This window comes from Oricola sp. (assembly GCF_022763245.1).
Lineage (GTDB): Bacteria > Pseudomonadota > Alphaproteobacteria > Rhizobiales > Rhizobiaceae > Oricola.
Genome location: NZ_JALEGV010000009.1, coordinates 81,917 through 99,142 on the forward strand (window position 1 = coordinate 81,917; position 17,226 = coordinate 99,142).

Here is a 17,226-nt window from a genome sequence, read left to right on the forward strand (position 1 = left end):
TTAGATCGGCCTTGCCCCCAAGAAACCAGATCGCGCACCGGTTGCGCTGTCGGGGCGAAGCCGTCTAAACGATAGCCCATGCACACAGAGGCGAGGATAACCTTATGAACGCCAAGGCGGAATCCGTCGGCAAGCCGGCCGGTCTGACACGCGAATTGTCGCTGGAACTGGCCCGCGTCACCGAACGCGCGGCGGTCGCGGCAGCGCGGTTGCGCGGACGCGGAGACGAAAAGGCGGCCGACCAGGCCGCGGTCGACGCGATGCGCTCGGAACTCAACCGGCTCGCCATTCGCGGCACCGTGGTGATCGGCGAGGGCGAGCGCGACGAGGCGCCGATGCTCTATATCGGCGAGAAGGTCGGCAACGGCACCGGTCCGGAAGTCGACATCGCGCTGGATCCGCTCGAAGGCACGACGCTCTGCGCCAAGAACCTGCCGAATTCGCTCGCCGTCATCTCGATCGCCGAGAAGGGCGCGCTGCTCTACGCGCCGGACGTCTACATGGACAAGATCGCGATCGGGCCGGGTTACGCGCATGGCGTGGTCGACATCGACGCGTCGCCGGAAGACAACATCCACGCGCTGGCCAAGGCCAAGGGCGTGCCGGTGACCGAGATCGCGGCCTGCATCCTCGACCGTCCGCGCCATGGCGCGCTGATCGAGGCGGTGCGCAAGACGGGCGCCGCCATCCGCCTGATCGGCGACGGCGACGTTGCCGGCGTGATCGACACCACGGCGCCGGAAGAAACCGGCATCGACATCTACATGGGATCCGGCGGCGCGCCGGAGGGCGTGCTTGCGGCTTCGGCGCTGCGCTGCGTCGGCGGGCAGATGCAGGGACGTCTCATCCTCGACACCGAGGAGAAGGTGGCGCGCGCGGCGAAGATGGGCGTGTCCGACCCGAAGAAGATCTACACCCACATGGAAATGGCGCATGGCGAGGTGATCTTCGCGGCGACCGGCGTGACCGACGGCAACATGCTGGGCGGCGTGCGGTTCCTGAAGAACTACCTGCAGACGGAAACCATCGTCATGCGCTCGTCCTCGCAGACCGTGCGCGAGATCAAGGCCCGCCACCAGGACATGGACAAGTTCTGACCGTTCTCGCCCGGCGGCTTGACCCGGTCGGGCCGCGGGGCGACAAACCGGCATGACGCAGGCTTCATCCTTCCTCGGTATCGATCGTTCCGCGAAGGGGCGCCGATGGGTCGATCGGATGTCGCCGGCGCAGGCGCAGGTCGCCCTCGACATCGCCCAGCGGCACGGGATCGTGGACCTGCTCGCCCGGGTGCTGGCGGGGCGGGGCGTGACCGCCGACAAGGCGCCGGGGTTCCTCGATCCGACCATCAAGGCGCTGATGCCCGATCCGCGCTCGATCACCGATGTCGAGGCGGCGGCGGAGCGCATCGCCTCGGCCATCCACAATCGCGAGCGCGTGGCGATCTTCGGCGACTACGACGTCGACGGGGCGTCATCTTCGGCGCTTCTGGCGCGCTACCTGCGCCATTTCGACATCGAAGCGCAGATCTACATTCCCGATCGCATCCACGAGGGCTACGGCCCCAACCCGGAAGCCATGCGCGAACTGGCCGCGGCCGCCTCGCTGATCGTCACCGTCGACTGCGGCACGAACAGCGCGGAGGCGTTTTCGGCGATCGCCGGCACGGGCGTGGACATCGTGGTGCTGGACCATCACCAGGTCGGCGGGCCGCTGCCAGAGGTCGCGGCGGTGGTCAATCCCAACCGCGACGACGATCTTTCCGGGCTCGGCCATCTGTGCGCGGCGGGCATCGTCTTCATGACGCTGGTCGAGGTGTCACGCCAGTTGCGCGGCCGCGGCGTCTCGCGCCTGCCGGACCTCCTGTCGATGCTCGATCTCGTGGCGCTCGGGACGGTGTGCGACGTGGTTCCGCTCGTCGGGCTCAACCGGGCGCTGGTGGCCAAGGGGCTGGTCGCGGCGCGCCATCTGGGCAATCCGGGCCTGAGCGCGCTGGCGCGCGTCTCCGCCATCGGCGAGCCGCTCAACCCGTTTCACCTGGGCTTCCTGATCGGCCCGCGCATCAATGCGGGCGGGCGGATCGGCAATGCCGCGCTCGGCTCCATGGCGCTGGTCGAGGACGACGCCAACCGGGCCGGCGAGATCGCCGCCGAACTCGACCGGCTGAACCGGGAACGCCAGGCGATCGAGACCGAGATGGTGGCCGAGGCGCGCGCGGAGGCCGACCGCGACATGGCGGGAAGCGCGCCGCCGGCGGTCGTGCTGACGTCGAGCACGCGTTGGCATCCGGGCATTGTCGGGCTGATCGCGGCGCGGCTGAAGGAACACACGCGTCGTCCGGCGTTTGCCGTTTCGTTCAACGCGTCGGGCAAGGGGACGGGGTCCGGGCGCTCGATCCCGGGCTTCGACCTCGGCCGGCTGGTGCGTGCCGCCGTGGACGAGGGCATCCTGGTCAAGGGCGGCGGGCACGCGATGGCGGCCGGCATCACCGTGGACCGCTCACGGCTCGGCGACCTGCGCGACTTCTTCGACGAGAGGGCGTCCGGCGCGGTGACGTCGCTCATCGACAGCGAGACGCAAGCGATCGACGGGGCGCTGACGGCGCGCGGGGTCAACACCGGCCTGATCGAGGAGATCGGCAAGGCGGGGCCGTTCGGCTCCGGCAATCCCGAGCCGGTCTTCGTGCTGCCGAACCACCGCGTCGCATCGAGCGCGGTCGTCGGAAACGGACATCTGAAACTGCGGCTGCAGGCCGAGGACCGCTCGGCGGTGGACGCGATCGCGTTTCGCGCGGTGGATTCCGATCTCGGCCAGTTCCTGTCCGGCCTCGGCGGCCGACCCGCCCATGTCGCCGGCACGCTGTCGGTCAATCACTGGAACGGACGGCAGACGCCGCAAATGCGGATCGTCGACGCCGCGGCGCCGGTCTGACCGCTAGAGATACTTGCTGAGGCGGCGGCCGGCGCGGATGTAGGTGGCGGGGTTGACCGCCTTGTCGTTCTCGCGGACCTCGTAGTGAAGATGCGGCCCCGTGGAGCGGCCCGTGCTGCCGGACTTGCCGATGATGGTCCCGGCGGCGACCTTCTGCCCCGACTTCACCAGGATGCGGCTCAGATGCGCGTAGCGCGTCTTGAGGCCGTTGGCGTGGCGGATCTCCACCATCTTGCCGTAGCCGCCGTTTCGGCCGGCGTGGACGACCGTGCCGGAGCCGGTCGCGCGAACATTCGTTCCCGACGGCGTGGCGAGGTCGATGCCGGCATGGAAGGCGGAGCGGTTGAGGATCGGGTCGCGGCGGTTGCCGAAGCTGCTGCTGATGCGGTTGCCCGGCGCCGGGTTGGCGATCGGGAAGGTCAGGATCGCGCCGCGCACCTTGTCGAGCGCGTCGAGTTCCTCGTTCAGCGTTTCCAGCTCCTGGTCGAAGGCGTCTTCGGTGGCGCTCGGATCGGCGGGGATGAAGGGGCCGCCGGTGCCGGTCTGCGAGACGGCCGGGGTCTTCAGCGGCAGTCCGGCGTTGCGGGCGTCCGCGACGATCTGTTCGCGCATCGCACGCGTGGAATCGGCAAGCGCGCTGATCCGGTTGATCTGGTCTGCCTCGAGGTCGTTCAGCGACGCGCCGAGCTTGGACAGCGTGACGATCGGCATGACGCGCAGGTCGTCCTTCAGCGTCTCGGGATCGGCCGACGCGCGCTGCATCGAGGCGGCGATCGGCTTCTGCGGGCGGAAGATCGTGCGCGCCGGGTCCTTGCCGGTCGCGCCCGCCGCCGCCGGCACGGGGATGTCGCTGTCGTCGAGATGCTTCGCCATCGGCGCGATGCCGTGCAGCTGCGCCTTTTCGAGGAGCGGCGCGAGGCGGCCGCTGCGGTCGGCGAGCATGGACTGGCGGTCGAGCAGTTCGGCGACCTTGGTCTCCATGAGCTGCTGGTCGAGCAGGCGATAGGAGGTGATGCGGTCGACCTGCGAGCGCAGCGCCGCGATCCTGTCCTCATAGGCGTGCTGCATGCGCGCCTGGCGGGCGATCGCCGCGTTCAGGATGTCGTCGCGCAACATCAGGTATGAGGTCGCAAGCAGATATCCCACGGCCATCGCCGCGACGAGGGACGCGCCGATCGCAGCCATCCAGGGGCGGATGGTGAAATGGGAGATGCGATTTCCCTGCGCGATGATAATCGTGTGGGGTTCTTTGCGTTTTCCGAAGACCGCTGCGTTACTCAAGGCAGATCACCACCGACGATAAAATTACGCTCGCGGCGATTACACTTCATTAGGGTTAACAAAGCCCTTCGGCAGCGCGTTAACGCGACATCGAGGCCGAACTCATGGCGCGGTAGAAGAGCGGCGTCAGGCCGGCGGCGGAGCGGGCGCGGTCGTTGAAGGGCGGCTTGACCTGGCCGTGGAAATGCTCCGACACCAGCGCCTGGAAACGGCTTGCGGCGTCGATGCCATGGCGTGCGCAGAAGAAGCGGAACCACTTGGCGCCGACGGCGACATGGGTTTTCTCGTCATGATAGATCACGTCGAGGATCGCCGCCGTCTCCGTGTCGCCGAATTCGCGCAGCTTGGCGGCGAGGCCCGGCGTGACGTCAAGGCCGCGTGCCTCGAGCACGAGCGGAACGATGGCGAGGCGGGCGATCAGGTCGCCGCGCGTGTCGGTCGCGGCCTGCCAGAGCCCGTCATGGGCGGGCAGGTCGCCGTAATCGGCGCCGAGGGAGCGCAGCCGGTCGCGCAGAAGGGTGAAATGGCGGGCCTCGTCGTCGGCGACCTGCATCCAGTTGTCGAAGAAGCTCGGCGGGATCGGCATCTGGGCGAAGCGCGCGACGATGTCGAGCGCGAGATCGATGGCGTTGAGCTCGATATGGGCCAGCGCATGCATCAGGGCGATGCGGCCGTTCACGGTGTTCAGGGCGCGCTTCTTGAGGAGACGCGGCGCGACGAGTTCCGGCCGGTCGGGGCGTCCCGGCCGGTCGGGGATGGCCGGATCGGCCGGCGCGCGCAGCGACAGGCTCCGGCCCCGCCACTGCGCCGCGGTCTGCCGGGTGACGCGGACCTTCTCGTCGAGATCGGCGGCCGACAGGGCGGCGACCGCTCCGGCGCGCAGCGAGGGCATCATCGATCTTGGGCCCTTCAGCCCAGCGAGCGGGCGGCTTCGAGGACGGCCTCGGCGTGGCCCTTGACCTTCACCTTGCGCCAGACGCTGGCGATCTTGCCGTCGCGGTCGATCAGGAAGGTGGAGCGCTCGACGCCCATGTATTTGCGGCCATACATGCTCTTTTCCACCCAGACGCCATAGGCCTGGAGCGCGGCCAGGTCCTCGTCGGCGACGAGCGTGACGGAGAGATCGTGCTTGGCCTTGAACTTGTCGTGCTTGGTCGCGCTGTCGGGCGACATGCCGACGACGGTGGCGCCCAGCGCCTCGAATTCCGGCAGCAGGCGCGTGAAGTCGATCGCCTCCGTCGTGCAGCCGCTGGTGTCGTCCTTCGGGTAGAAATAGAGCACCACAATCTTGCCTTTGAGCTCTGATAGCGTGAACGCTGCCCCGCCGTCGGCAGGCAGGGTGAAGTCAGGCGCGTCTGTTCCTTCGACAGGGTTGCTCATTGCAGGTTCCTTTGTATTTGCGGCATTGGACAGGACAGCCTGCGATATATGGTGCAAAATGAGTCTGTCCAAGCGGCGGGTGCAAGAATCGCACGCGCGGCCTTGGGGTGAGGGGATCGACGACAGAATTGGGAATGCGACGCATCGAAAGACTGAATTTCGGTTCCCGTGCGCAACGCGTCTTGCGCCGCAAACCCGCCGGTGAGGATGGTTCTCCCCCGGCCGACAGGCCGACGCGTGCCCGTTCGCGCAAGAGGCTCCGCAGGATCGCCGTCGCCGTCATCGTCCTGATCCTCGTTTCGCCCATTCTCCTGGCCGTCTTCGTCAAATCCGGTCTGATGGCTCCGCTGATCGAGCGCGAGGCGGTCGCGGCCCTGAACCGGGCGCTGCCGGACGATTTGCGCGCCGACATCGGCGACACCGACGTGATCGTCGAGGGCGTCCAGGACATCTCGGTTTCACTCGGCAAGTTCGCGCTGACGGATCGCGCGTCGGGACGCGACGTGCTGCATGTGGACGAGACGCATATCGGGGTCAGGACCAGAAGCGTGCTGCGCGGTGCGCCCCAGGTCGACGAGCTTGTCATGTCCGGCGTGCGGCTCGACCTGTCGGGAAGCGGAAGCGCCGGCGGCGAGGGCGAGGCAGGCGGCTCGGATCTTCCGACGGTGGCGTCGATCGAGCCCGCGCTGACGCGTCTCCTGGATCGCGCCGAACTGCTGTTCAAGCGGACCTCCCTCAACGGGTCGCTGATCGGCATCAGCATCTCCGACATGACCATTGTCGGGCCGGTCGGCGAAATCCTCGTGAAGAAGGCGACGGTCAGCGCGCGGACGGCCCAGCGCACCATCGAGGCGCAGATCGAGGTCGCCGGCCACGAAAGCACCTTCCTGGCGGTGTTGAGCCGGGGCAAGGGCGGGCGGATCAACGCGCGGGTGAAGCTCGACGATGTCGCCCTGCCGATCGGGCGGGCACGGACGCTGTTCTCGGCCCTGTCGCAGGACCACGAGCCGGGCGCGAGCAACCAGCCCGTTCGCGCCAATGTCGCGGTGACCGCGCGCCGGATGAGCGACGGAGATCCCGACCAGCTTTCGGTGTCGGTCGAACCCGTCGACCTGTCGTTCAAGCTCGACGAGGGCGATTTCGTCCCCTTTTCGGGCAAGCTGAATTTCTACTGGGCCCCGGCGACCAAGGTGTTCAGGCTGCGCAAGTCGCAGGTCAGGGTGGGCCGGTCTTCTGCGGAATTGACCGGCGGGTTTCGCGACGCCGATCCCGAGGCAGACGCGCCGCCCGGCACCTACCAGTTCGAACTGATCGCCAATGACGGCATCAGCGATCCGGCGGATTCGCCCGAACGCGGCGTTCGCTACGCGGCGCGCGTGCTCGGGCTCTGGATGGCGCGGGACCGGCTGGTGGACTTCAGCCAGCTCGAGCTCAGGTCCGAAGCGGGTCAGGCGGACGGCGTCGGCAGCTTCGATTTCGCCTCGGACACGCCGACGGCGGTCTTCGCCTTTTCGGTTCAGGATTTCGCGCTGGAGGGCGTCAAGCAGTTCTGGCCGTCGCCCGTCGCAAGGTCGGCGCGGCAATGGGTTCTCTCCAACCTTGCCGGCGGCAGCGTGACGGACGGCGAGTTCCTGATCGCCGAGCCGCTTCGCCGCCGCATTCCCGGTTCGGATCAGTTGCTGGACGGCGCCACCGAACTGTCGCTCCGCGTGGAAGGCGTGCGCTTCGACGTGGCCGGCAACATCCCGCCGGTGCGCGACGCCAATGGCCGCGTGGAGGTGAAGGACGGCGAGACCACGATCACGCTTGAGACCGGGACCGCCTATCTGCCGAGCGGGCGGACGGCGGCCGCGACGGACGGGACGCTGGTCATCCACAAGCCGGACGCCGACGATCTTGTGCATGCCGACCTGAATGTCGCCGTTTCCGGCGAGGCGGATGCGCTGGGCGAACTGATCGCCTATCGGCCGATCAACGCCAAGCAGTTCCGCGACTATGACGCGAACGACCTGTCGGGGCAGGTCGATGCGCGGGTGACGATGCAGTTCGTTTTGAACCCGCACGAGGACACGCCGCCGCCGGACTGGGCGGTCGAGCTCGACCTTCACGGCGCCTCGATCGCGACGCCGTTCGAGGGGCGGATGCTGTCGGACATGACCGGGCGCATCGAGATCGATCCGACGCGCGCCGACATCGATCTCGCCGGCAAGATCGACGGCATTCCGGCGAACATCGCCATGACCCAGCCCTTCGACGAGACGCAGTGGGAGTCGCTGCGCGACATCGTCGTTCGTCTGTCGGACGAGGACCGGCGCAAGATCGCGCCCGGCCTGGAAACGCTCGTGTCCGGCACGACGCCGGTCAATCTGAAATCGGGGGCCGAGGGCGAGGCGATGGAGGTGGTGGCCGACCTGTCGCAGGCGCGGCTTTCGCTGCCGTGGATCGGCTGGGCCAAGGGCAGCGGCATTTCGGCCAAGTCCGTCTTCGATCTGGTCTTGTCGGACGGCGAGACGCGGATCAGCAATTTCGAGATCGACGGCGGTTCGTTCTTCGCCAATGGCGACATCACGGTGTCCGACGAGGGCCTGCGCAAAGCGAGCTTTCCCAAGGTGCGGCTGAACCAGTCGGATGACATCTCCGTATCCGTGCAGGCCAAGGGGCGCGGGTTCGTGGTCAACGTGACCGGCAAGTCCTTCGACGCGCGGGCCCTGATCCGGCACATTCGCGAGCAGTTGAAGGCGACGGACGAGGGCGACGGGGTGCCCGTCACGCTCAACGCCAAGGTGTCGCGGGTGTCGGGCTTCGGCGGCGAGATCCTGCGCGATCTCGACCTTTCCATGGAATATGACGGCAAGGACGTCGTCGCGCTGACGGCGACCGGTGGGACGAAGAGCGGGTTTCCTGTGTCATTCCGCCTGCAGGGGGCGGGGGCGAAGCGCACGCTGCGCCTGGAATCGCTCGACGCGGGCGAGATCCTGCGCTTCCTCGACATTTACGGCCAGGTGCGCGGCGGGGTGCTGACGGTGGCGCTGAAGGCGATCGACGCCAAGACGCTGTCGGGCACTGCCGAGGTCACGGATTATCGCATCTTCGACGAGCCGAAGCTGAATTCGCTCGTCTCGTCGAAATCCAACGGGTCGGCGAGCCTGAACGAGGCGATCCGGCGCGAGATCGACACGCGCGAGGTCAAGTTCGACCGGGCGTCGGTGAAGCTGTCGATCTCGCCGGTCCGGCTGCAGGTCCAGGAAGGCATCGTGCGCGGCCCGGAGGTCGGCGCGACGTTCCGCGGCACGCTCTACGACCAGAACAACCGGATGCGCGTCACGGGCACATTCATGCCGGCCTATTCGGTGAACACGCTTCTGACAGGCATTCCGATCGTCGGCCTGGTGCTGGGCAACGGGCGCGACCGCGGCCTGATCGGCGTGACCTTCCTGCTGGAAGGCGACGTGAAGAAGCCGAAGATCACGGTCAATCCGCTGTCGGCGATCGCGCCGGGCGTCTTCCGCCAGATCTTCCAGTTCCGGTGAAGGCCGGCCGGATCAGACCGGCCGCACCAGCACGTGCTTCTTCTTGCCGAGCGACAGTTTGACGACGCCGTCGCGCAGATTGGCGTCGGTCAGCGTCATGCGCTCGTCGGAGACCGGCTCGTCATTGACCCGCACGGCGCCGCCCTTGACGTGGCGACGCATCTCGCCATTCGACCCGGCAAGGCCGGCCTCGACGAACAGCGCGAGCACGCCCATGCCGGCCTTCAGGTCGCCGGAGGCGACCTCGATCGACGGCAGGTTTTCCGACAGGCTGCCTTCCTCGAAGGTCTTGCGGGCGGTTTCCGCCGCCTCTTCGGCCGCGTCGCGGCCATGCAGGATCGCCGTGACCTCGGTGGCGAGGATCTTCTTGACCTCGTTGATCTCCGCGCCGCCAAGGGCGGACAGCCGTGCGATCTCGTCCATCGGCAGGGTGGTGTAGAGCTTCAGGAAGCGGGAAACGTCGGCGTCTTCGGTGTTGCGCCAGTATTGCCAGAAATCATAGGCCGACAGCATCTCCGGATTGAGCCAGATGGCGCCGGTGGCGGATTTGCCCATCTTGGCGCCCGAGGCGGTCGTCAGCAGCGGCGAGGTCAGCGCGTAGAGCTGCGGCGTGCCGAGCCTGTGGCCGAGATCGATGCCGTTGATGATGTTGCCCCACTGGTCCGACCCGCCCATCTGCAGGCGGCAGCCGTAGCGCTCGTTGAGGACCGTGAAGTCGTAGGCCTGGAGGATCATGTAGTTGAATTCCAGGAAGGACAGCGACTGCTCGCGGTCGAGGCGCATCTTGACGCTCTCGAAGGACAGCATGCGGTTGACCGAGAAGTGCCGGCCCACGTCGCGCAGGAATTCCAGGTAATTGATCGAACGCAGCCAATCGGCGTTGTTGATCATCATCGCGGCGTCTTCGCCGCGATCGTAGTCGAGGTAGTTTGAGAAGACGCGCTTCAGCGAGGCGATGTTCTCCTCGATCTTGTCGACCGTCATCAGCTGGCGCGCCTCGTCCTTGAAAGACGGGTCGCCGACCATGCCGGTGCCGCCGCCCATCAGCGAGATCGGCCGGTGGCCGGTCTGCTGGAACCAGTGCAGCATCATGATCTGGATGAGCGAGCCCGCGTGCAGGCTGGGCGCGGTCGGGTCGAAGCCGATATAGGCCGTGACGGTTTCCTTGGCGAGAAGGTCGTCGAGGCCGGATTCATCGGAGATCTGGTGGATGAATCCGCGCTCGGTCAGGATGCGAAGGAAATCGGACTTGAAACCGGACATGGTGCTTGCCTGCGAAACTGGGAGGAGTGCCGTGGTATTCGGCGCGGCGCGGCTTTAGCACTAAAAGGCGAAGATGGACAAGGAGAGGCATGCATGCGGCTGATGCGCGCGATCGGGCTGATGAGCGGCACATCGATGGACGGGATCGACGTCGCGATGATCGAGACGGACGGCATTCGCGTCGCCGCGGCGGGGCCGTCGATGAGCGTTTCCTACGATCCGTCGTTCCGGCGCGACCTGGAAGCGGGCCTGGAGGACGCCAAGGCGATCCGCAATCGCGACGAGCGCCCCGGCGGATTGCGGGCGCTGGAGGAGGCGCTGACCGGGCGCCATGCCGAGGCGGTTAGGCGGTTTCTCGACGCGTCGGGTCTCGGCGCCGGCGACGTCGACGTCATCGGGTTTCACGGCCAGACGGTGCTGCACCGGCCGCAGGACGCGCTGACCGTGCAACTGGGCGACGGCGCGGCGCTGGCGCGTGCCACCGGCATTTGCACGGTCCATGACATGCGGGCGCGCGACATGGAGCATGGCGGGCAGGGCGCGCCGCTGGTGCCGGCCTATCACGCGGCCCTGGCGACAGCGCTTCCGGCCGCGCTGGAGCCGGGGTTCGGGTCGGTCGCCTTCGTCAATGTCGGCGGCATTTCCAATGTCACCTTCGTCGCTCCCGGCAGCCCGCCGATCGCCTTCGATTGCGGACCGGGCAACGCGCTGATCGACCAGTGGGTGCAGGCGCATGCGGGCATTCCCTATGACGCGGGCGGACGCATCGCCAGCGAGGGATCGGCCAATACTGTGGTGGTCGGCCGCTACATGGCGCATCCGTTCTTCGAGCGACAGGGGCCGAAATCGCTCGACCGCGGCGATTTCACGCTCGACGGCGTTGCCGGGCTGGAGCTGTCCGACGGCGCGGCGACGCTTGCCGCGGTGAGCGCGGCGGCGATCGCGCGCGCAAGCGAATACCTGCCGGCCAGGCCGACGCTCTGGATCGTGTCGGGCGGCGGCGCGCACAACCGCGCGATCATGGATCGCCTCGACGCGCTGACCGGCCCGCAGGCGAAGGTCGTCACGGCCGCCGAGGCCGGGTTGCGTTCCGACATGATGGAGGCGGAGGCCTGGGCCTATCTCGCCGTGCGCTCGCTTTGCGGCCTGCCGCTGACTTTCCCGACGACGACGGGCTGCGACCGGCCGGTTTCAGGCGGGATATTGACGATGCCCGGCTGACGCGAAAGGGTCGGTGACGATCGGGGCTCGGGACCGCGGCTTGCCAAGGTCTGCCGGCTCGCTTAGGAGCGGTTGGCACCCGGAACGACGAGATTGAGACGCGCCGAATGCCGGCGTCTGCGAGCCGCCTGCTCCGCATATGGGACCGACTGCATGACGCGCTATCTGATCCTCATCGTGGTCACGCTTCTGGCGACACTGCCGGGCATTTCCACGATGCCGCCGCTCGATCGCGACGAGAGCCGCTACCTGCAGGCCTCCAAGCAGATGGTGGAAACCCGCGATTTCGTCGACATCCGGTTCCAGGAAACGCCGCGCTACAAGAAGCCGATCGGGATCTACTGGCTGCAATCGGCCGCCGTCGCCGTCAGCGGGCAGGGGGCGGACGCGCCGGTCTGGGTCTATCGCCTCGTGTCGGTGCTCGGTGCCCTGCTGGCCGTGTTGGCGGTGTGCTGGACGGGGACCGGGCTGTTCGGGCCGCAGGCGGGGCTCGTCGGCGGACTTGCCCTGGCGGGCGCCTTCGGTCTCGTCTTTGAGGGGCATGTCGCCAAGACGGACGCGATGCTGCTCGCCTTCGCCGTGATCGCGCAGGGGGCGCTGGCGCAGATCCATGCGAGCGCAAGATCGGGCGACACGCCGCGCCATCTGCCTTGGGTGTTCTGGATCGCGCAGGGGCTGGGCATCCTGATCAAGGGGCCGATCGTGCCGCTGTTCAGCATCCTGACGATCGCCGGCCTCTGGGTGTTCGAGCGCGACACGCAATGGCTGAAGAGGCTGCGGACCCTGCCCGGGCTCGGGCTTGTCGCCTTGATCGTGCTGCCATGGCCGATCCTGATCACCTGGAAGAGCGGCTGGGCGTTCTGGCAGGAATCGATCGGCAAGGACCTGTTCGGCAAGGTCGCCTCCGGGCAGGAGAGCCATGGCGCGATGCCGGGCTACTACATCCTGACCTACGGGCTCTATCTGTGGCCGTTCGGGACGCTGATGCTGGCGGCCGCGCTGATGGCGCTGCGCAAGGCGCGCAACGATCCGCGGCTGATGTTCCTCCTGTGCTGGTATATCCCGGCCTGGATCCTGTTCGAATTGCTGCCGACGAAACTGCCGCACTACCTGCTGCCGGCCTATCCGGCGCTCGCGCTTCTGGCGGGCTGGGTCGCGGCGGAGCGGGCCGATTTCACCACGATCACCCTGTGGCGCTGGCAGCGATGGGCATACGGGTTCGCGCTTCTGGGCCAGCTGGTCGTGAGCATCGGCTTTGCCGCCTTCGCCTTTGTCGGTCCGGTCTATCTGGGAAGCGGCGGCAGCGGCGCGGGCATCGCGGCGGGCACGGCGCTGCTGGCGGCCGGCTATTTCGCCGTGCCGCAGGAAGGGCGCATCGACCTGCGGCGCATGGGCTACACGCTGGCTGCGACCATCGTCGGCTTCGGCCTGCTGTTCGCGGTCGTCGCGCCGTCCTTCCAGCGCATCTGGATCTCGCCGCGCATCGCCACCGCGTTCGAGGCCAACCGGCCCTGTGCGCGATCGGTCCTGGCGGCCGTGGAATATCACGAGCCGAGCCTGGTGGTGCTGACCGCCACCGAAACCGTGCTGACGAATGTGGAAGGCGCCGCGGCGCATCTTCTCGCCGATCCCGCCTGCGCGGTCGCGGTCTTGCCGGTGGAGGATGCGAGGGCGCTGAGAGCCCAAGTCGCCGCCGGAGGAAAGAGCATCAGCCTTCTCGCCGAGATCGGCGGGCTGAACTATTCCAACGGCAAGGACCTGCAGATGCGGATGTTCAAGATCGCGCAGTGACGCGCGATCAGGCTACTTGATGCGCTTCACCGTCTCGGGAACGAGTTCGCCGCGCAGGCGCGCGTCGAGATAATCCTCGCACTCCGCCATCAGCGTCTCGTTCTGATCGGTGTAGAAGTGGTTGGCGCCCTCGATCGTCTTCTGGGTGATGAGGATGCCCTTTTGCGTGTGGAGCTTGTCCACGAGGCCCTGGACGTCCTTCGGCGGCGCCACCTTGTCTTCCGAACCGTGGATGATCAGGCCGGAAGAGGGGCAGGGCGCGAGGAAGGAGAAGTCGTAGGTGTTGGGTTGCGGCGAGACCGAAATGAAGCCTTCGATCTCCGGCCGACGCATCAGCAACTGCATGCCGATCCATGCGCCGAAGGAATAGCCGGCGATCCAGCAGGACTTGGAATCGGGATGCAGCGACTGCACCCAGTCAAGCGCCGCGGCCGCGTCCGACAATTCGCCCGCACCGTGATCGAACTCGCCCTGGCTGCGGCCGATGCTGCGGAAATTGAAACGCAGCGTCGTGAAGCCGCGCTTCTGGAACATGTAGAACAGGTTGTAGACGATCTGGTTGTTCATCGTGCCGCCGAATTGCGGATGCGGATGAAGAACCATGGCGATCGGGGCGTTCTTTTCGGAAGACGGTTGGTAGCGGCCTTCAAGCCGGCCCGCGGGGCCGGCGAAAATCACCTCAGGCATGGGTGCTCCGTGGTAGCGTGTGCCGTGACGCCAGGTCTGCGTGCAGGGCTGTTTCCGGTCTGTTGACGGTGAAGAACGGCATCACTATGAAACAGTCAATACGGTCTCAAACGTCAGCGTCATCCAACGCAAGGTCGCTGTCATAAGGGGTTTGGACCGACAAATTCAAGGAAATTGATTGTCTTCGGGCTCCATGGTGACTGGTGAACGCGCCCATTATCTCGATTACAACGCTTCCGCCCCGCTTCTGGCGGACGCGCGGGACGCGATGCTGGGCGCGCTCGAGGTGGACGCCAACCCGTCGTCGGTGCATCGCGCCGGGCGCGCGGCGCGCGGGATGGTCAACAAGGCGCGCCGCCAGCTTGCCGCGCTGGTGAACACCCGGCCGGACCACGTGGTCTTCACTTCAGGGGCCACGGAGGCCGCGGCCACGCTGCTGACGCCGCACTACACGTTCGGTCGGTCGCCGCTTACGTTCTCCAGGCTCTATGTCTGCGCGGCGGATCATCCCTGCGTGCTCGCCGGCGGCCGGTTCGCGCGCAACGACGTGATTGCGCTGCCCGTGCTCGCATCCGGGCTCGTGGACCTCGAGGCGCTGGACGAAGCGCTGTCGGGCCATGACAACGGGGCAGGCCTGCCGCTTGTCGCCATTCACTGGGCGAACAACGAGACGGGCGTGATCCAGCCGGTCACCGAGATCGCGGCCATCGTCAAGGCAAAGGGCGGCGTGCTGGTGGTCGACGCCGTCCAGGCGCTGGGCCGCGTTCCCGTCGATCTTTCAGCCAATTGCGGCGACTATCTCATCCTGTCTTCCCACAAGATCGGCGGTCCGCGCGGGGCCGGCGCGCTGGTCGCGCAGTCGGACCTGATGATGCCGCTGCCGCTGATTTCCGGCGGCGGACAGGAGCGCGGGCATCGCGCCGGAACGGAGGCGGTCGCCAACATCGCCGGGTTCGGCGCGGCCGCGGAGACGGCCGATCCGGCGCGCTTCGCGGAATGCGTGGCGATGCGCGACGCCTTCGAGGCGGGAATCCTCGAGATTGCGCCGGACGCCGTCATCCACGGCCGCGACGTGCCGCGCCTGTCCAACACGCTGTTCTTCTCCGTTCCGGGGGTGAAGGCGGAAACGGCGCAGATCGCGTTTGATCTCGCGGGGCTCGCGGTCTCGGCCGGTTCGGCGTGCTCGTCCGGCAAGGTGGGCAAGAGCCACGTTCTGACAGCGATGGGCGTGGAGGCGGAGGAGGGGGCGATCCGGGTGTCGTTCGCGCCCGATACGAGCGCGGCCGCGGTCGGGCGGTTTCATGACGAACTCGGCAAGATCGTCGCCCGCGCCAGGCCGAAAAACAGCCTCGCGGGGGCTTGAGAAACGCCACCCGCGAAAACATATGTCAGAAAGTCATATTTTTCACTTTAGAACTTTTCAAAACTGCACTATCACATGGTTCCGGTGACGAAGCCGGGAGCCGGCCTATGGCCGGGACAAGGACGACAGAACGGAGACGGCAATGCCCGCTGTACAGGAAACGATAGATCAGGTCCGCAAGATTGACGTCGACCAGTACAAATACGGCTTCGAGACCGTCATCGAAACCGACAAGGCGCCCAAGGGGCTGTCCGAGGAGATCATCCGCTTCATTTCGGCCAAGAAACAGGAGCCGGAGTGGATGCTGCAGTGGCGTCTCGACGCCTATCAGCGCTGGCTCTCCATGGAAGAGCCGACATGGGCGCGGGTCGAATATCCGAAGATCGATTTCAACGACGTCTACTACTACGCGGCGCCCAAGAGCATGTCCGGTCCGCGGTCGCTCGACGAGGTCGATCCGGAGCTGCTGCGCACCTATGAGAAGCTCGGCATTCCGCTGGCCGAACAGGAAATCCTGGCCGGTGTGAAGGAACGCAAGGTTGCCGTCGACGCCGTGTTCGATTCGGTCTCGGTGGTGACGACCTTCAAGGAGGAGCTCTCCAAGGCCGGCGTGATCTTCATGTCGATCTCGGAGGCGATCCGCGAATATCCGGACCTCGTGCGCAAATATCTCGCATCGGTCGTGCCGGTGTCCGACAACTATTATGCGGCGCTGAATTCGGCTGTCTTCACCGACGGCTCCTTCGTCTATGTGCCGAAGGGCGTTCGCTGCCCGATGGAGCTGTCGACCTATTTCCGCATCAACGAGAAGAACACCGGCCAGTTCGAGCGCACGCTGATCGTCGCCGAGGAGGGGGCCTACGTCTCCTATCTGGAAGGCTGCACCGCGCCGCAGCGCGACGAGAACCAGTTGCACGCCGCCGTGGTCGAACTGGTCGCGATGGACGATGCCGAGATCAAATACTCGACCGTCCAGAACTGGTATCCGGGCGATTCCGAGGGCAAGGGCGGCATCTACAATTTCGTCACCAAGCGCGGCGACTGCAGGGGCAAGAACTCGAAGATCTCCTGGACCCAGGTGGAAACCGGTTCGGCGATCACCTGGAAATATCCGTCCTGCATCCTGCGCGGCGACAATTCGCGCGGCGAGTTCTACTCGATCGCCGTCTCCAACGGCGCGCAGCAGATCGACTCGGGCACCAAGATGATCCATCTCGGCAAGAACACGTCGAGCCGCATCATCTCCAAGGGCATTTCGGCGGGCAAGTCGAACAACACCTATCGCGGCCGCGTCTCGGCGCATCGCAAGGCGGAGAACGCGCGCAACTTCACGCAGTGCGACTCGCTTCTGATCGGCAATGACTGCGGCGCGCACACCGTGCCTTATATCGAGGCCAACAACGCGACGGCGCAGTTCGAGCACGAGGCCACAACCTCGAAGATCTCCGAGGACCAGCTGTTCTACTGCATGCAGCGCGGCATCCCGGAAGAGGAGGCGATCGCGCTGATCGTCAACGGCTTCGTCAAGGAAGTGATCCAGGAACTGCCGATGGAATTCGCCGTCGAGGCGCAGAAGCTGATCGGGATCTCGCTGGAAGGCAGCGTGGGGTGACGCGCGGCGAGTTCGAGCGTCAGGTTGAAGATGCGGCGGAATTTGCACGCAATACCGAGGAAGATCGAAAGAAGCCGGAGCGATATCGGTTTCTGAGGGAACGGGTCGAAAACAGCTGGTTCGTGCGCTTGGTTGCGTTTCTGGAAAGTATTTTCTTCTGGCGCTAGGAC

At 66.5% G+C, this 17,226-nt stretch carries 13 protein-coding genes; 8 read left to right on the plus strand and 5 right to left on the minus strand.

Annotation, left to right across the window (positions count from 1 at the left end; all coding sequences use genetic code 11):
• Positions 1–104 precede the first annotated feature (104 nt).
• Together glpX and recJ are read left to right on the plus strand one after the other, a co-directional pair.
• Positions 105–1,097, plus strand: a complete 993-nt coding sequence (gene glpX, locus MRY80_RS02665; protein ID WP_293287681.1) for a class II fructose-bisphosphatase — start codon at positions 105–107, stop codon at positions 1,095–1,097.
• Between the two features lie 52 nt (positions 1,098–1,149).
• Positions 1,150–2,928 (plus strand): single-stranded-DNA-specific exonuclease RecJ, encoded by a 1,779-nt coding sequence (gene recJ, locus MRY80_RS02670; protein ID WP_293287683.1) that lies wholly within the window; start codon positions 1,150–1,152, stop codon positions 2,926–2,928.
• A 3-nt stretch (positions 2,929–2,931) separates the two neighbouring features.
• Here the strand turns inward: recJ and MRY80_RS02675 are convergent, their stop codons facing one another.
• The 3 genes from MRY80_RS02675 to MRY80_RS02685 all read right to left on the minus strand — a co-directional run bounded on the left by MRY80_RS02675 (position 2,932) and on the right by MRY80_RS02685 (position 5,589).
• The gene (locus MRY80_RS02675) at positions 2,932–4,209 is read right to left on the minus strand and encodes a M23 family metallopeptidase (RefSeq protein ID WP_293287685.1); all 1,278 of its coding nucleotides are present in this window, start codon (positions 4,207–4,209) and stop codon (positions 2,932–2,934) included.
• A gap of 79 nt (positions 4,210–4,288) precedes the next feature.
• A complete protein-coding gene (locus tag MRY80_RS02680) occupies positions 4,289–5,101 on the minus strand; it encodes a ferritin-like domain-containing protein (protein ID WP_293287687.1) in 813 nt (270 codons plus the stop codon).
• A 17-nt stretch (positions 5,102–5,118) separates the two neighbouring features.
• Positions 5,119–5,589 (minus strand): peroxiredoxin, encoded by a 471-nt coding sequence (locus tag MRY80_RS02685; protein WP_293287689.1) that lies wholly within the window; start codon positions 5,587–5,589, stop codon positions 5,119–5,121.
• A gap of 134 nt (positions 5,590–5,723) precedes the next feature.
• Here MRY80_RS02685 and MRY80_RS02690 point away from each other — a divergent pair, with 134 nt between their 5' ends.
• Positions 5,724–9,119, plus strand: coding sequence for a DUF3971 domain-containing protein (locus tag MRY80_RS02690; RefSeq protein WP_293287691.1), 3,396 nt, complete (start codon positions 5,724–5,726; stop codon positions 9,117–9,119).
• Between the two features lie 12 nt (positions 9,120–9,131).
• Here MRY80_RS02690 and tyrS read toward each other — a convergent pair whose 3' ends face one another.
• Positions 9,132–10,382, minus strand: a complete 1,251-nt coding sequence (gene tyrS, locus MRY80_RS02695) for a tyrosine--tRNA ligase (RefSeq protein ID WP_293287694.1) — start codon at positions 10,380–10,382, stop codon at positions 9,132–9,134.
• 93 nt (positions 10,383–10,475) lie between these two features.
• Between tyrS and MRY80_RS02700 the strand changes: the two genes are divergently transcribed.
• Both MRY80_RS02700 and MRY80_RS02705 read left to right on the plus strand, forming a co-directional pair.
• The gene (locus MRY80_RS02700; protein WP_293287696.1) at positions 10,476–11,603 is read left to right on the plus strand and encodes an anhydro-N-acetylmuramic acid kinase; all 1,128 of its coding nucleotides are present in this window, start codon (positions 10,476–10,478) and stop codon (positions 11,601–11,603) included.
• Between the two features lie 153 nt (positions 11,604–11,756).
• The gene (locus MRY80_RS02705) at positions 11,757–13,394 is read left to right on the plus strand and encodes a glycosyltransferase family 39 protein (protein ID WP_293287698.1); all 1,638 of its coding nucleotides are present in this window, start codon (positions 11,757–11,759) and stop codon (positions 13,392–13,394) included.
• Between the two features lie 12 nt (positions 13,395–13,406).
• Here MRY80_RS02705 and MRY80_RS02710 read toward each other — a convergent pair whose 3' ends face one another.
• Positions 13,407–14,081 (minus strand): alpha/beta hydrolase, encoded by a 675-nt coding sequence (locus MRY80_RS02710; protein WP_293287701.1) that lies wholly within the window; start codon positions 14,079–14,081, stop codon positions 13,407–13,409.
• Between the two features lie 193 nt (positions 14,082–14,274).
• Between MRY80_RS02710 and MRY80_RS02715 the strand changes: the two genes are divergently transcribed.
• The 3 genes from MRY80_RS02715 to MRY80_RS02725 all read left to right on the plus strand — a co-directional run bounded on the left by MRY80_RS02715 (position 14,275) and on the right by MRY80_RS02725 (position 17,223).
• Positions 14,275–15,444 carry a cysteine desulfurase family protein gene (locus MRY80_RS02715; RefSeq protein WP_293287751.1) on the plus strand — a complete coding sequence of 390 codons (1,170 nt, stop codon included), beginning with the start codon at positions 14,275–14,277 and terminating at the stop codon, positions 15,442–15,444.
• A gap of 142 nt (positions 15,445–15,586) precedes the next feature.
• Positions 15,587–17,056 carry a Fe-S cluster assembly protein SufB gene (gene sufB, locus MRY80_RS02720; RefSeq protein WP_293287704.1) on the plus strand — a complete coding sequence of 490 codons (1,470 nt, stop codon included), beginning with the start codon at positions 15,587–15,589 and terminating at the stop codon, positions 17,054–17,056.
• Positions 17,053–17,223, plus strand: coding sequence for a hypothetical protein (locus MRY80_RS02725; RefSeq protein WP_293287706.1), 171 nt, complete (start codon positions 17,053–17,055; stop codon positions 17,221–17,223). The genes sufB and MRY80_RS02725 overlap by 4 nt, the downstream gene beginning before the upstream one ends.
• The last annotated feature ends 3 nt before the right edge of the window (positions 17,224–17,226 follow it).